Genomic DNA, 14,539 nt, shown 5'->3' with positions numbered 1-14,539 from the left:
ATTTTAAACAATTGAAGAATTCATATCGTATTCTTTTATGTTTTTTTCCAATTTGATTAGTACAAATGTAAGTATTATTCCTACTAATGCTACTACACCAAAAAAGAAATAAACGGCATAAATACTGAATTTTTCATATAAAACCCCTCCGAAAAATGTATAGAACCAATTACCTACCCCATTTCCTATAGCTGAATATAGTGTGACTGCAGTAGTTCCCATATTAATTGGAGCAATTTTCCTGATGTACTGTAAACCTGCAGGGATAAATAATCCTAGGGAAAAACCTTGTATTATGGTAGATGCATAAACTATCCAGAGCGAAGGTTCAAGGCTATATAGAAACCATCTAATCATAGAGGCTGTTCCAGCTAACACAACTATATTAAGGATTCCTAATTTGTTGATCCATTGGTTTGCAATTTTCATAAAAGGAATTTCGGCTGAAACAGCTAAAAAGAAAGCAATTCCTATACCAGTTAGTGTACCACCTGTGTGCTCAACAAATATTCCGAAATAAGAATTATTAGCTAAATTAGGAGCAAAAATCATAAACGTAATTAATAAAAATATTAAAAATTCTTTATATCGTATTAGGTGTTTTAGTCCAGATATTAAATCTTGTTTTTGTGATGTTGCTTCTTGCGGCATTCTATAAGCTAGAAATGAAGCAATACATAAGGATATGAAAAATCCATAAAAAATTACTGTGGGACCAATAAAAGTACCGGACAACCTTCCCATAATAAAAACAGCGATACCGAAACCTAGAGAACCAAATAATCTAATATTACCGTAATTACCATTTGTTTTGCTTGTATAACTTAAAGAAATGCTATCAGAGATTGGAATAATCGCACTTTGAAATACCCCGATTAGTAGTGCAACAAAGATAAAAAATGAAAATTCATTAAAGATTAGATACCCTAAGCCACTTATACCTGTAAGTAATACGGTAGTAGAAAGAATAATGCGTGGTTTTTGCGTATAGTCACACATTAGCCCCCAAATAGGTTGAAAGAATATCATTATAATAGGTCCCAATGACATGATCGTCCCAATTTGATACCCATTAAGATGTTCTACAGTACTTAAATATAATCCTAGTAAAGGAAATAAGCTTCCAGTTCCTAAAAAGGTAAAAAAGTAAAACCCTTTCATCGTTATATAGTTGTTTTGAAGTTCTTTATTCAATGTAATCCTCCTCTATATACTTTTACAATATAAATCAATTCTATTTATTTTCTGGATAAATTCAATATCATTTACCCCAGTAAATAAAATGTAAACATAGCTTACAGTTTTATGCTGTTTAGAACGTCTCTATACTAATAATCAAGAAAAGAAAAATTTGGAGGGATTAGATTTGAAAACGATTATGAATTTGAATGAAGGTAAAGTTTTTAAAGTCAATGATTTTCAATGGGAAGATGTTAGTGGATGTAAGATGGCTAAGCCAGTTAGTCCAGAGCTTGGTTCTAAAAACATCACAGGTATGATTGTAGATATACCGGCTGGAGGGGCTTGGACTTGCTGTGAAATTGGGATTAATCATGAAGTAGTAGTAGTAGTGTTTCAAGGGTCTGGAACTGCAGTAGTGGGAGAAGAAAATACAGAAGTGTCTAGAGCAACTACTCTATACGCTCCTACAGGAACAGGCTACTCAGTTCAAGCAAATAAAGGAGAGATGATTCGTCTTTATATTTGGCAGAGTCTATTGCCTAAAGGAAATAGAACTTCAAATAATCCTAAATTAGTAAATAACTTATTTAATAATGAAACTATCTTCAAAGGATTTAAAGGAACGGATCCTACACAAGTTAATAATGACCCAGCAAATATGAACTTTTTATTTTGGCCTGGAACAGGTTGTGCACATCTAAGTTTACATTGTGGAATTCAACAACCTGGACAAAATTTCGGGGTTCATACTCATCCGATATCAGAGGAGTTATTTATTGGAGTTGAAGGAAAAGGACAAGTACATTTAAATGGTGAATGGATTGATTTTGGAGAAGGGGACATTTTATACTCTCCTGAAAAAATTTTCCATGGAACACGTAATCCATATACAGGCCCGGAGGCTAAAAGATTTGTAACTTGTGGAGGTCCTGTTCCTTACGATATTAATTTTTATTTAATGGCAAATGTATCGCCTGAATTAAAATAAAAAATTATCTAAATTAAAATAAAAAATTATCTAAATTAATTAGGAGGATTAACAATGAACTTAACTAAACATTTCGATTATTCACCAGAGGTATTAAAAGCTTTAAAGGAAAATAAGCCAGTTGTAGCACTTGAATCTACATTAATTTCGCATGGGATGCCGTATCCACAAAATGTAGAAACAGCAACTGCTGTTGAAAAAATTGTTCGTGATAACGGTGCAGTGCCAGCAACAGTTGCAGTTATTGAAGGACGCATTAAGATTGGATTAACTAATGAAGAAATCGTGTTTCTTGCTCAATCTGAAGACGTAATTAAAGTAAGTAGACGTGATTTACCTTATATTGTTTCTCAAAAGAAAAATGGTGGAACTACAGTGGCATCTTCTATGATTCTTGCAGAATTAGCGGGTATTAAAGTATTTGTAACCGGTGGTATTGGTGGAGTACATCGTGAAGCTCAAATTACAATGGATATATCAGCAGATCTTGAAGAATTAGCTACGACAAGTGTCGCAGTAGTAACATCTGGTCCAAAATCTATTTTGGATTTAGGACTTACACTTGAGTATTTAGAGACAAAAGGTGTTCCAGTTATTGGATATCAAACAAGTGACTTCCCAGCCTTCTTCGCAAGAAAAAGTGGTTATAAGGTAGACTATAGAATTGAAAATGCTAAAGAGGCTGCTGAAATCTTAGATGCAAAGTGGAACACATTACAATTAAAGGGTAGTGTTCTAATCAATAATCCTGTGCCTCATGAGTTTGCTTTAGAGGAAGAGTTTATTGAATCCATTATAAATGAAGCGATGATCGATGCAAAAAAACAAGGGGTTATGGGTAAAGCGGTAACACCATTCTTATTGAAAAAAGTAAAAGAATTAACAGATGGAAAGAGTTTAAAAGCGGCAATTGAACTTGTAAAAGATAATGCACGTGTTGGAGCTTTAGTTGCTAAAGAGATGCAAAAAATCACTAACAATAATTTACAAACAAATTAATATATTAAATTCAATTCATTGGGGTGAAATAATTTGAAAGCATATAAATATATATTATTCGATTTAGATGGTACATTAACAGATCCTAAGGAAGGAATTACAAAATGTGTTCAATACGCTTTAAGCCATTTTGATATCCATGTGGATGATTTGGATACATTAACGCCTTTTATTGGACCTCCATTAGATGAATCTTTCATCAAGTTTTATGGACTTTCAAAAGAAGATGCAAATAAGGCTGTTACATTGTATAGAGAGCGATTTCGTAAAAGTGGGATGTTAGAAAATAAGGTAATTTCTGGAATTCCGGAAGTTTTATCAAACTTAAGGGATCATGGTATGACATTACATGTTGCTACATCTAAACCAACAGTTTTTGCTAGCGAAATCCTTAAAAATTTTAACCTGGATCATTATTTTGAATCTATTGTCGGAAGTAATTTGGATGGCACTAGATCAGCGAAAAAAGAAATTATTGATTTTATCATGCAGCAACAAAATCTAAGCAGTCAAGAAGTTGTAATGATTGGTGATCGTATGCACGATATTATAGGTGCAAAAAAAGTTAATGTTGATTCTGTAGGAGTTACCTTTGGATATGGATCTGAAGAAGAGTTATCGGACGCTGGGGCAACATATATTGTTCATGGTCCAGAAGAACTAGAAGCGTTATTACTACAAGATAAATTATACATTGTATAACGGAAGGAGGATATATATGCGTTTAGCTTTAGTATGTGGCAGTGTAAGAGAAGAATCCCAAACAAAAAAATTAATGAGGCAAATTCAAAGTAGATTTGCTGATAAAGATATTGAATTGGATTTTATAGACTTCAGAGAATCTCCTTTACCTATTTTTGATGGCTCTATGAAACAAAAAATGGTGGCACATACCTTTATCGAGAGAATTAATGCAGCAGATGCATTAATTCTTGCTTCACCAGAGTACCATAATTCATTTTCAGGGGCATTAAAAAATGCTTTTGATTTTATCACAAATGAACAACTCATGGATAAACCTATTGGACTTATTGCTACTGCTGGTGGTGGCAAAGGAGGCATAAATTGTTTAAATGGAATGAGAATATTTTTAAGGGGTTTATATGCTCTTGTATTAGCTGATCAGGTTGTATTAGACGGAAGTGACTTTGATAAAGATGGCATATGTAGAAATGAAGCCGTTATGAAGAGAGTAGATGATTTGGTAAATAAAGTGATTCATTTTTCTAATATGTTACAAGTTACTAATATTTAAAAGGTTATTATTGGATGTGTAAAATTGAAATTTTAAATTTAAAGTATATTAGGCTTTTCAAAGAGGAATATTTATTTTAAATAAGTAAAGAATTAGATATAGAAGAAGATTTGGGAAGGTGAATATTTATGTCCGGAAATAAATCGTATAAATGTTGGTTTAATCTTACAAAACAACAGGAAATACTCATAGTTGCATTGTCTTCACTTTCTTTCTTTTTTTATGGAATAAAACCTATAATCCAATTTAGAAAAGATTAATATAATTGCTCATTATGAATTAACTGCCACTTAAATTCTAACGATTTTTGAAGTGTGGAATTCTCAGTTATACGAAGAAAGCAACCTGAGTGTTACTTCGGATTACTCCATCTCTAGATATCCAACGCTTGGACGTTCTTTTTTACCGTTGGTATTTTATGCAGGAACTGAACGGCTTGGTGTTCGGTTCCTGCAAACTTATATATCAAGTTATCGAAGAACTTCATGTGTCTAGTTTATTAGAAATTTTTTGGCTGTGCCAAACCTAAAATCAGCTCCCACCTAGTGTTGGGTAGTTTGAAAAGGGGGATTTTCAATAAATTATATAAGAAAGGTGTGAAAAATTATATGGCTGTTGTGCCGCCTTATGTATTAAAAAAAGGAGAAGGAAAGATTCTTCAACCAGCTCCGGATTTAAAAATTAACTTGAAATTAACTAAGAAAGAGACTAATGACCAACTATCTGTACTAGAGTACACCCTATCTGCAGGATTGACTGGACCAAAGCCTCATTTTCATAAGCAAATTCATGAGATTTTTTATGTAATAAATGGAAAAGTAACCTTTCTTATAGATAAGAATTGGGTGGAAGTATCAGAAGGAGGATTTATCTTTGTTCCAAAGGGAACAATTCATGCATTTAGTAATCCTTTTAATGTAGAAGCTAAAATTCTTTCAATTTTCACACCTGGTGGATTCGAAGAGTATTTCGAACAGTATACTTTATTAAGAGATGCTGGAATTAGAGAAGGGGAAAAATTAAAGTTATTAAGAGATAAATATGATAATAATCATATTGAATAAGCATATATCAAATTTAAGTATCTAAAATTGATAATATAATAGATTTTATCCATACAAAATTACATATTTAGGATATTTGACAATGAAGCAATATGTAATGTATTAAATTTATCGTTTCCTGGCAGAAGACTCCTTCCTCAAAAATGTGAAGGCGTGAAATACCAATTTTAGGTGGGAGATGAATGTCGGTAGGCGTAAGCCTACTTTTTTTTTGTAAACTTTCTGGTTAAAACACTAATTAAATTGACAGTGAACTACTCGCCACTTAGCAAAGCTTGAAGTGGGAGCTTCTAGGGATATCGCCAGCATTTCGGAAAAAATCCACGCTAAGAGTATGCAAGATTTTATAAAGTTTTTCGGCTAATCCAGTAACAAATGGGAACCTTGAAACCCACGCCAGGATAGGTGTGAAATGATAATAAAGTTATTTAATTTTAAAAGCTCAACCAAGCATAACCCCGTTCTAAATTTAGGACGGGGTTAAAAATATAGTTGTTTAATTTTTAAAGTAAGGTATTTCACTACACTAAAAAATATAATAATAAAGTCGTTTAAAAATCTAATTTTTATTCAACAATAGCGCCCGATTGTGGAAAATATGTAACTTCCTTTTATATGTTGATCCAAAGAAAGTAACTGAATTATTGATTTAAATCCATATATTATTTTCAGCAGTTAGTTTGGAATTAGTTTCACCAGTGTTGACTACACCTTTAGGCTCTACCAGCATTATATGGCATTCCTTTTCAGCATAAGGCTTATGCTCCACACCTTTTGGTATCACATACATTTCTCCTTTGGAAAGTTTAACCTGTCCATCGCGGAATGTGATGGACATCTCGCCGTCTATCACGATGAATACCTCATCGGTGTCTTTATGATCGTGCCATACAAAATCCCCCAGAATCTTAACTAACTTAAACTGATAGTCATTCATTTCACCAATGACTTTGGGCGACCAGTGTTCACTGAATTTGGACAGTTTCTCGCTTAGATTAATAGCATTATAATTGATATAAATCCCCCCAGAACTATTCTTACCCTTATTTTACAACTTCGATAGATTAATTACTATTTTGATTAAGATCTCAAAAGTTTCTGCTGATCTTCCACAAAATGGCCCGATTGTTGAATAAAACTTAGATTTTTAAACAACTTTATTATTTTTTAAGCGACTTTATTTTAAATTAAACAACTTTTTTGTCACTTTACAATAGGAATGTATAAAAAATGAATAGAGTCATAGAAAAAAAAAGCGGATTCCTTGAGAAAGTAGAGATCCACCTTTTTTTTGCTACCGATAATGATACGTTATGTTAACTATACGTGTATGAGATATACAATCAAACAAAGTTATTTTCCATTTTCATTCTTATTTTGAAATAGATGCACAATCAAAAGTCCACCAACAAATAAGATTGGAAATCCTACGACTATATATAATCGGTTTTTTGGTATTCCTAATATAATTGTAAGATAACTAAAAGAAAAAGCCCATAATGCTAAAATTATGATTTCTAACATCTTCTTTTTCATTAAAAGTTAAGCACCCCAAATCCCCTTAAAAAAGTTGTATTTGGAATATTGTAACAAAATCAAAAAAAGACCCTACAAGAGGGTCTTTCATCAGCTAATATTAAGCTTTTTGAACATTAGTAGCTTGTGGGCCACGTTGTCCTTGTTCCACTTCAAACGTTACACTTTGTCCTTCGTCTAAAGATTTGAAACCGTCGATTTGGATAGCTGAGAAATGTACGAATACGTCTTCTCCACCTTCACGCTCGATGAATCCAAAACCTTTGTCTGCATTAAACCATTTTACTTTACCTTGTTCCATAATTGTTGCCTCCTAGTGTGGATACCCACACATATGTTACTACCCTTGCCCAAATACCTTAGACGAAAAACAAAATTTATTCTTAATCTCAAACCGAACAAAAATAGGTCTTTCTTAAATTAACATGCTTTCTAAAAAAAAGCAAATTTCAAAAATAATTCTTATGGTAAATAGCCACTAATAGTGGTTGCTGGAGAAAAAGTCACTATGATAGTCATCACAGCAAGAAGTTGCCAAAGAATCTCGACAATATCATTGGTTTTATTTTTTTCAGACATTCAACAACTGATAAAATTATCTATTTTCGAATTGAATTTTTTTAAATTTTACTTCTGATAACGAAAATTATGTAAATGAGCTGTCCATATGGGTAGCTCCTTGTATTTTTTGCTTAGCGTGGTTTTTTTCCAAAATGCTGGCGATACTTGTTCTAGGGTGCAAGTTTATTCAAGCTAATCCCGTCGCACCGACGTTTAGTGTATACACACGAAAAGTACATGACGTCCTTGTCAAGAACCCACCGTATTTTAGTGATTGTGATTGCCTTATCTATAGCAACGTTCAGGCTTGGTTTTGGTTCTTTTGGTATAGTGGAGAGTGATTGAAGATATGAGGTTGGTATGAATCATTTTTCGTACCAACCTCATATCTTCCGTTTTCAAAGGACAATCTGTAATAGGGAATTATCGCGAATAGTTAGATGATTGCAAACCACTTTAGCGTAAGCCAACCAAAAAAAATTCTTTCATGTTCATTTGGCTACGTCCTACACCTTTAGAAGTAAGAAAAATTTTTTTCGGAAACCTTGTTAAAAACATTATTTACAGCAGGTAAATAAAATTTAACGGATTACCTAACCCCCTATGCCCGTTAGATAATGTAAGTAGGCAAACAAGGGGGAATTAAAAATGAAGAAATTAAAAAAAGAGAATAAACTAAATAAATTTAAAAAAGTATTTTTGACTTTTGCAGCGGTTAGTACTATTGTTTCGGGGAAATTCATTTCAGATCATGCAGTATCTTATATGAATGATCCAGAACCAAGAAGCGCAGTTGCAATGAATGATCCAGAACCAAGAAGCGCAGTTGCAATGAATGATCCAGAACCAAGAAGTGCAGTTGCAATGAATGATCCAGAACCAAGAAGCGCAGTTGCACCAGTTATGAATGACTCAAAATCTCTAATTGGTTAAATTTAAAGTGAACCTATTAAACTTATAAAAAATACTTATCTTAAAAGCATTTTTTTATATCACAATAATTTTTTTAAAATATTAGACACCAAATTATATGTTCTAGAGTTAATTTAAAGGGGAAAATAATAGGAAATATGATTCTGGAGCAATTATATGAAGAAAAATATAGCATAGTAGTAGATTCCTAGTGGAATCTACTACTATGCTATAAATCTAAACACTTGGATGAACTCTTTTTACTTTTGGAAAGACTGATTTTGCAAATCAACCTTTCCTTTTTTATTTGGATCTATTTCTATCATTTGAATTTGAAAGATGTCGATATCCTAATGCCTAAGACTTTTATTTCTTCTGTTAGTGAGTGCCAGGGTTCAATTTTGATGGACTTAGTTGTTCTATCTCGTAAAGTATATTCGTGAATATAATATGATTTTTCATTTTTTATTTAATTAATTAAAATTCTGTAGCTATGTAAAAATCACATGTTAAATGATAGATATGAGTCTGTATTTGCTGTGGAGCGTTTATAGTAATCGTAATATCTTTTTAAGGATAAATTAGATTTAAATCCTATTTGCTGCATGATTTGTTCAGGGGTATTGTTCCCTTGAATTCTTCTTAAAATATAGGTATTTCGAAAATGTTGCGCAGAAATTCCCTTTCGGAGATTAGCACGTTTCACTTCTAAACGAATCATTTTTTGTATTGAGACTTCGGTTAGAAATTTTGGCGTATCATCATCATAACTCCAATGATATGTCCCACGTGTAAAATCAAAAGCAACAAATAGTGGATCATTACTGTGATATTTAGGGCGTACAGGTTCAGGGATAATTTTATAATAATTGTATAGGTGTAATTTATCTTCTTCCTTCAAATGAATGCTCCTGTTTATTTTTGATCCTTCAAGAATGGATAAAGTATCATTTTCGAAATGAACGTGTATCATTCGTAAAGAAACAAGTTCTTTTAAAGATAATCCATAATCAAGGAGTAATGTAACGATAGAAATATTCCGCTCTAAGATCATCGGGCGTGTTGATCGTTGTTTTTCTGTAAGGCCTTCTAGTGAAGAAATAACTTCTTTTAAGTGTTTCCCTTCCTGGAAAGAAACGAAATCCTCCTTACGTAATGCCCGATTAGGTGGATCTATATGAATAACCCCTTCAATGGGGCTTGGTAAATCTAAGTATTCGTACAACCTATTCAAAACAATATATATGCGGTGTATCGTTTTATCGGAGTACTGCCGATCTTCCTTTAAATATTTGAAAAAGGCTTCAAAATCTTTTTTATAGAGTGAGCCAAAAAGATTGTTTTCAGTAATTTTTTCTGATTGGTGCAGCCATTGAATGAAACTTTCTATATCATAGATATATCGTTTAATTGTTGAAGGCTTTCTTCCTTTATTTAATAAATAAGAAGAGAATCCTTGCATTGTGTTTTGGGTCTCTTTTGTAGTCATGCTATATTTTCCACTCCTTATCCTCATACCTTTTGACAACTCTATAAAATGTAGGACTTGTCATATTGCACTTTTTCATGGCATATAGCGCTGTGATTTTTCCATCTTTCCAATCGTTATATGCATCGATAAATTCCTGTGTTATTTCAGTTTTGGGTCTACCCAAATGCTTTCCTTTTTTCTTTGCAGCCTCAATGCCTTCACGTTGGCGAGTTTTTATTTTTGTCCGCTCTTCTTCAGCAAGCCACGATAAGATTTGAAGTACCAAATCAGTAATAAGATTCCCTAAACTATCTTTATATTGAGTTGTATCTAAAAGTGGCATGTCTAATACGACAATATGAGCTTGTATATTTTGGGTAATATCTTTCCATTCCTGAAGGATAGCTTCTTTATTTCTCCCGAAACGATCCAGGGAATGAATATATAAAATATCGTCTTTTCTTAACATGCGTTTTACAAGTTGGTATTGTTCACGGTTAAAGTCTCTTCCGCTTTGCTTATCGACAAAAATATCTCGTTCGTCAGTGATGAGTTGTTTCATTGCTTCGAGTTGCCGATCTTCATTTTGGTCTTTGCTACTGACTCTTATATATCCGAATTTTCTTGTATTCAAAATAAATAGACATCCCTTCTAAATTGCTTCTAATGAAATTATAACAAAAATACTTCAAAAGGTGTCATTAATTATTTAGTACTTCAAAAGTGCGTTTTTCAACCTTTTGAATCACTAAATTTAATAGAGTTTACTGTGCTAAAAAAGGTGTACCTTTTGATACAATGAATTAAGCCTAAAGAAATAAAAATTCTAATCATAAAGGTTAGTTAATACTAATTTGTTTTTGACAGAAGTTTTGATAACGTATTTAAACAATATATACGATACCAATCTTGGGACATTTCGTAACTATCAAAAAGCTAAACGATGACATAATTTTCTCAATAAGTATTTTTTTGATTTTAATATAAATTTTTTACAATTAGTGTTATACCTGTATTAAGGGGAGCTTTTCAGTTAATTAGTGAGAAAAATTATAAAAATGATATGGGAGGAACAAAAAAATGTCATTGAAAAAGAAATTAGGTGTTGGAGTGGTTTCAGCCGCTCTTGGCTTATCTTTAATTGGTGGGGGAACATATGCATATTTTAGTGATCAAGCTGTAACAAATAATACATTTGCTGCAGGTACATTAGATTTAGCTATGCAACCAACTACTTCACTTAACTTAGGAAATTTGAAACCCGGGGACAAAATATTAAAGAAATTCAATTTAACAAATAGTGGTACATTAGATATTAAAGATATCATGATGAAAATTGATTATACCGTAAACGATTTAAAACAAAATAATAATACAGAGGATTTCGGCAAATATATTAAAGTACAATTTCTTTGGGATTGGGATCCAGCAAAAAGCCCTGTACACGAAACAACTCTTGCAGAACTAAAATCACAAAGTCCAGAGATTGCCTCCAAAAAAGTATTTCATCCTAAGTGGGCTGAAACAGGGGGATTAAAGTCTGGGAAAATGGATTGGTTTTGGATGAAGTTTATATTTGAAGACAACGGCATGGATCAAAATGTGTTCCAGGGGGATAGTATTGCGCTAAAAATGGAGTTCCAAGCCAATCAAACAGAGGGACAAGAAAAATAATTTTACGAACATATTGTTGGTAAAAAGTAAAACTGATTACTACACATCCATACCAAAAGTCATTGATATTAGTATTTACGCATGATATCAATGGCTTTTATAAAATTAACATTTTGTATTTTTTTATTCTATTTTCAAGGTATACGGTTGTTTGAACGTTGTATTTTGTGTTGAGCTAGAAAAACAAAAAGAACTTGTAGGAATCCCTACAAGTTCTTTTTTAGAGTCATACTATCAGTATGTCCAAGTTTAGGAGATTACTTGCAAGAGCTGCACCAAAACCAAATCATTTAACACCAACAGCATCAAATGCTTTGGTTACAGAGGTAACCTCAGCTGATTGTGTTCCATATAAATCTGCGGCTGACTGTACAAGAGCTTGTCTTGTCTGAGAGAATGTTGCCGATTCTGTGAGATATTGAGTATTTGCGCGATAAAAGATTTTACCCATTTTATCTTTACCAATACCGTTCATAGTTACTCCATAATGAGTACCACCCTCTGCAACAAGATACGCTGCTTTATTGATAATCCCACTATTTGTGTGTACTAATTTGCTTTGATTCGTTCCTGTATAACGTTTAGAATAATGGTCTGGATCACCGTATTGTGTTGGATCACTCATAGAACGAAGGGCTTGTCCCGATTGGAAGAATAAATCTTCTCCGATTAGATAATCGGGATTTGAGTTATTATAATATTCGATTAATGTTCCGAAAATATCTGACATTGATTCATTAAGTGCGCCAGATTCATTTTGATAAATTAAGTTGGATGATGATTCTGTTACTGCATGTGTTAGTTCATGACCAACAGCATCAATTGCGGCTGTAAATGAACGGGTTGATCCATCTCCATCTCCATAAACCATTTGTTTTAGGTCTGGATCCCAAAATGCGTTTTCATACTGTTTTCCAAAATGAACAGATGAAACAATTTTGGCCCCATTTCCGTCATAGGAATCTCTTCCCTGAACGTTTTTATAATAATCATATACAATTCCGGCATAAGTATGAGCATCCACAGCTGCCTGTGCATTTTTGCTTGTAAAACTGTTAGTGCTGTTACTTAAAAGGACACCTGGGAGAAACGAAGTGTCATCATCACTTCCTTGATTTTGTGCATCATACGTATAAATTCCCTTTCCACGGGTCTGATCTACTAAATAATAAGTATTATTAGATTGTAAGAGATTCAAATTTTTTGTATTTCCAAATGAATCATTTCCTGTTCCCGTTGTTGTTGTCCCAATAATATTTTTTGGGGTGCTTGCTGTATGTAAAACTTCAATATGATCTAAGATTTTTCCAGTCTCTGCTTCTACAAAATAATCATGGTTACCTGGTTGTGGAGATAAAAATCCTAAATGAACATGATATGCATAGGATACTGTGTCATTTTTTGCATATACTACAAGTTCAGATGTCGGTTTTACATCATAGTTTGGTTTAAAACTTAGTTCCTTTTCAGCAATAGACACTGCCTCATCGGCAGAGACTTTTTGATTTGGTTGTTGTAATTTTTTATCTAAATCAGGAATCACGGTTCCAGAAAAAACGGTTAATACCCCCTTATTATCAACATGTGCAACTTGTGTAGATCCCCATACTGGAACACCGCTATATGTTTGTTGTAATCGAACAACTTTTGCACCCAAATTGTCATCTTCTTGTTTCTTTACAGTGAATGATTCTTTAGCACTTTTTGTACCTAGTTTATATTTGTCCTTATTTTCATCAACATATCGAAATACTACATCTTCAGTTTTTGTTGAAGATGGTGTAGTCAGCTGCCCAGAAATAAATTCTGGGGACTTAATGACCTCATTATACTTCTCTGTAGACAGCACATTACTTGATGTAGCGGCATAGCTATGTGTCGGTAAACTAATTGATGTAGCAATAACACCAGCTGACAATAAAACTGCTAGACTTTGTTTCTTTGTTTTCATATTTTCTTCTCCTTTGTTTTTACACCCTGTTTTAAACAGAATATTTATATTTTTTGAAAATTATATTTTTATATATAGATTCTGTAAAGGTAGGAGATTGTAATAAATGGGAAATAATTCATATTATTTATATCTATTTACTTATAATTCTGGTTGTAGAAGACCTTAAAGTGTTGAGTTTTCTAGGTTTTCATAATGAATATGCAATTTCGCATATCGGATAAATTTTAATTGGGAATCGTTGTCCATCCTCCGAAAAAGGGGTGCGGCAACGATTACTTCTTTTTGGATCCACTTACAAAACTAAAACAAGAAGCTGTATATAAAAGGGGGCATCATACACGCCCATCAAGCTAAAATTTGCAAGAATAACCCCTTACTACTTCAAAAGTAAGGGGTTATTCTACCGATGTTGTATAGTAGGGGTCACCATACATACCCATCAACTTAAGAGATTAATTGTTCCCCTAAATGAAAAAAATGAACTGAATTTTCATGAACAACTATGAAGAGATACAATTTTCGTTTTGGGGATACTCTAAAATATTTACTTGATAGTGATGTGTGGTGATCCCATTTAGTAAAATAAGCTTATCTCGCATCTCTCATTTAAATGTATTATTAACTAGTTTCTCCCAATCTACAAAGGACAACTTATCTGTAATATGTTTTAATTCATTAGGAACTTCAATATGACATATTAATTCTAAACTGTTACCATCTGGGTCTTTGAAGTATACTGAAGCATTACCTTGGTGTGGGCGGATAAATGGCTCAGTAGATTCTCTATTACCAAATGGGACAGCTTCAACTTGAATAAAATCTAGCCACTTTAAAGATTCTTTTAAATCTTCATATGAAACTCGAAAAGCAATATGTCGTAAAGAAGGGTGGTATCGAGTTTCATACTCATTTCCTTCCCATAATCCCAACCAACTCTTACCTT

Annotated in this window: 14 protein-coding genes and 1 pseudogene; 7 read left to right on the top strand and 8 right to left on the bottom strand. The window is 32.8% G+C overall.

All coding sequences use genetic code 11. The features are described from left to right. Positions 1 to 3: 3 nt before the first annotated feature. Positions 4 to 1,194 carry an MFS transporter gene (locus MR155_RS23940; RefSeq protein WP_277958748.1) on the bottom strand — a complete coding sequence of 397 codons (1,191 nt, stop codon included), beginning with the start codon at positions 1,192 to 1,194 and terminating at the stop codon, positions 4 to 6. 172 nt (positions 1,195 to 1,366) lie between these two features. On the opposite strand from MR155_RS23940, the gene MR155_RS23935 reads away from it, so the two are divergent. The 5 genes from MR155_RS23935 to MR155_RS23915 all read left to right on the top strand — a co-directional run bounded on the left by MR155_RS23935 (position 1,367) and on the right by MR155_RS23915 (position 5,488). After that, positions 1,367 to 2,170 carry a cupin domain-containing protein gene (locus MR155_RS23935; RefSeq protein WP_242311259.1) on the top strand — a complete coding sequence of 268 codons (804 nt, stop codon included), beginning with the start codon at positions 1,367 to 1,369 and terminating at the stop codon, positions 2,168 to 2,170. A 54-nt stretch (positions 2,171 to 2,224) separates the two neighbouring features. After that, positions 2,225 to 3,169, top strand: coding sequence for a pseudouridine-5'-phosphate glycosidase (locus MR155_RS23930; RefSeq protein WP_242311258.1), 945 nt, complete (start codon positions 2,225 to 2,227; stop codon positions 3,167 to 3,169). A 33-nt stretch (positions 3,170 to 3,202) separates the two neighbouring features. After that, on the top strand, positions 3,203 to 3,871 hold the full coding sequence (locus MR155_RS23925) for an HAD family hydrolase (protein ID WP_242311257.1): 669 nt from the start codon (positions 3,203 to 3,205) through the stop codon (positions 3,869 to 3,871). A gap of 16 nt (positions 3,872 to 3,887) precedes the next feature. After that, positions 3,888 to 4,424, top strand: a complete 537-nt coding sequence (locus MR155_RS23920) for an NADPH-dependent FMN reductase (RefSeq protein WP_242311256.1) — start codon at positions 3,888 to 3,890, stop codon at positions 4,422 to 4,424. Positions 4,425 to 5,032: 608 nt separating this feature from the next. After that, positions 5,033 to 5,488: a cupin domain-containing protein gene (locus MR155_RS23915; protein ID WP_242311255.1), complete on the top strand. Its 456-nt coding sequence runs from the start codon at positions 5,033 to 5,035 to the stop codon at positions 5,486 to 5,488. Positions 5,489 to 6,137: 649 nt separating this feature from the next. Here MR155_RS23915 and MR155_RS23910 read toward each other — a convergent pair. After that, positions 6,138 to 6,503, bottom strand: coding sequence for a cupin domain-containing protein (locus MR155_RS23910; protein ID WP_050001571.1), 366 nt, complete (start codon positions 6,501 to 6,503; stop codon positions 6,138 to 6,140). A gap of 621 nt (positions 6,504 to 7,124) precedes the next feature. Further along, positions 7,125 to 7,325 (bottom strand): cold-shock protein, encoded by a 201-nt coding sequence (locus tag MR155_RS23905; RefSeq protein WP_012261563.1) that lies wholly within the window; start codon positions 7,323 to 7,325, stop codon positions 7,125 to 7,127. 908 nt (positions 7,326 to 8,233) lie between these two features. Between MR155_RS23905 and MR155_RS23900 the strand changes: the two genes are divergently transcribed. Then, positions 8,234 to 8,518, top strand: a complete 285-nt coding sequence (locus MR155_RS23900) for a hypothetical protein (RefSeq protein ID WP_242311254.1) — start codon at positions 8,234 to 8,236, stop codon at positions 8,516 to 8,518. A gap of 239 nt (positions 8,519 to 8,757) precedes the next feature. Here MR155_RS23900 and MR155_RS31855 read toward each other — a convergent pair. From MR155_RS31855 to MR155_RS23890, 3 genes and pseudogenes are all read right to left on the bottom strand, one after another. Further along, positions 8,758 to 8,966: pseudogene (locus MR155_RS31855) on the bottom strand (hypothetical protein). A gap of 33 nt (positions 8,967 to 8,999) precedes the next feature. Continuing rightward, positions 9,000 to 9,986, bottom strand: coding sequence for a tyrosine-type recombinase/integrase (locus MR155_RS23895; protein WP_242311253.1), 987 nt, complete (start codon positions 9,984 to 9,986; stop codon positions 9,000 to 9,002). 1 nt (position 9,987) lies between these two features. Beyond that, entirely contained in the window at positions 9,988 to 10,602 is a 615-nt protein-coding gene (locus tag MR155_RS23890) for a recombinase family protein (RefSeq protein WP_242311252.1), read from the bottom strand. Positions 10,603 to 11,048: 446 nt separating this feature from the next. Here MR155_RS23890 and MR155_RS23885 point away from each other — a divergent pair, with 446 nt between their 5' ends. Continuing rightward, positions 11,049 to 11,642 (top strand): TasA family protein, encoded by a 594-nt coding sequence (locus MR155_RS23885; protein ID WP_242311251.1) that lies wholly within the window; start codon positions 11,049 to 11,051, stop codon positions 11,640 to 11,642. A gap of 286 nt (positions 11,643 to 11,928) precedes the next feature. On the opposite strand, the gene MR155_RS23880 is transcribed toward MR155_RS23885, so the two are convergent. Further along, the gene (locus tag MR155_RS23880) at positions 11,929 to 13,593 is read right to left on the bottom strand and encodes a M4 family metallopeptidase (RefSeq protein ID WP_242311250.1); all 1,665 of its coding nucleotides are present in this window, start codon (positions 13,591 to 13,593) and stop codon (positions 11,929 to 11,931) included. A 605-nt stretch (positions 13,594 to 14,198) separates the two neighbouring features. Continuing rightward, on the bottom strand, positions 14,199 to 14,539 hold a 341-nt coding region (locus MR155_RS23875; RefSeq protein WP_242311249.1), incomplete at its 5' end, for a VOC family protein.

Source organism: Bacillus cereus group sp. BfR-BA-01331, assembly GCF_022663915.1.
Classification (GTDB): Bacteria; Bacillota; Bacilli; order Bacillales; family Bacillaceae_G; genus Bacillus_A; species Bacillus_A mycoides.
This window is presented reverse-complemented; position numbering and strand designations above follow the sequence as displayed.

Excerpts from the sequence above, each read along its gene's own strand:
- MR155_RS23880 (WP_242311250.1), bottom strand. The coding sequence starts at position 13,593 with ATGAAAACAAAGAAACAAAGTCTAGCAGTTTTATTGTCAGCTGGTGTT.
- MR155_RS23920 (WP_242311256.1), top strand. The coding sequence starts at position 3,888 with ATGCGTTTAGCTTTAGTATGTGGCAGTGTAAGAGAAGAATCCCAAACA.
- MR155_RS23895 (WP_242311253.1), bottom strand. The coding sequence starts at position 9,986 with ATGACTACAAAAGAGACCCAAAACACAATGCAAGGATTCTCTTCTTAT.
- MR155_RS23905 (WP_012261563.1), bottom strand. The coding sequence starts at position 7,325 with ATGGAACAAGGTAAAGTAAAATGGTTTAATGCAGACAAAGGTTTTGGA.
- MR155_RS23885 (WP_242311251.1), top strand. The coding sequence starts at position 11,049 with ATGTCATTGAAAAAGAAATTAGGTGTTGGAGTGGTTTCAGCCGCTCTT.
- MR155_RS23915 (WP_242311255.1), top strand. The coding sequence starts at position 5,033 with ATGGCTGTTGTGCCGCCTTATGTATTAAAAAAAGGAGAAGGAAAGATT.
- MR155_RS23900 (WP_242311254.1), top strand. The coding sequence starts at position 8,234 with ATGAAGAAATTAAAAAAAGAGAATAAACTAAATAAATTTAAAAAAGTA.
- MR155_RS23930 (WP_242311258.1), top strand. The coding sequence starts at position 2,225 with ATGAACTTAACTAAACATTTCGATTATTCACCAGAGGTATTAAAAGCT.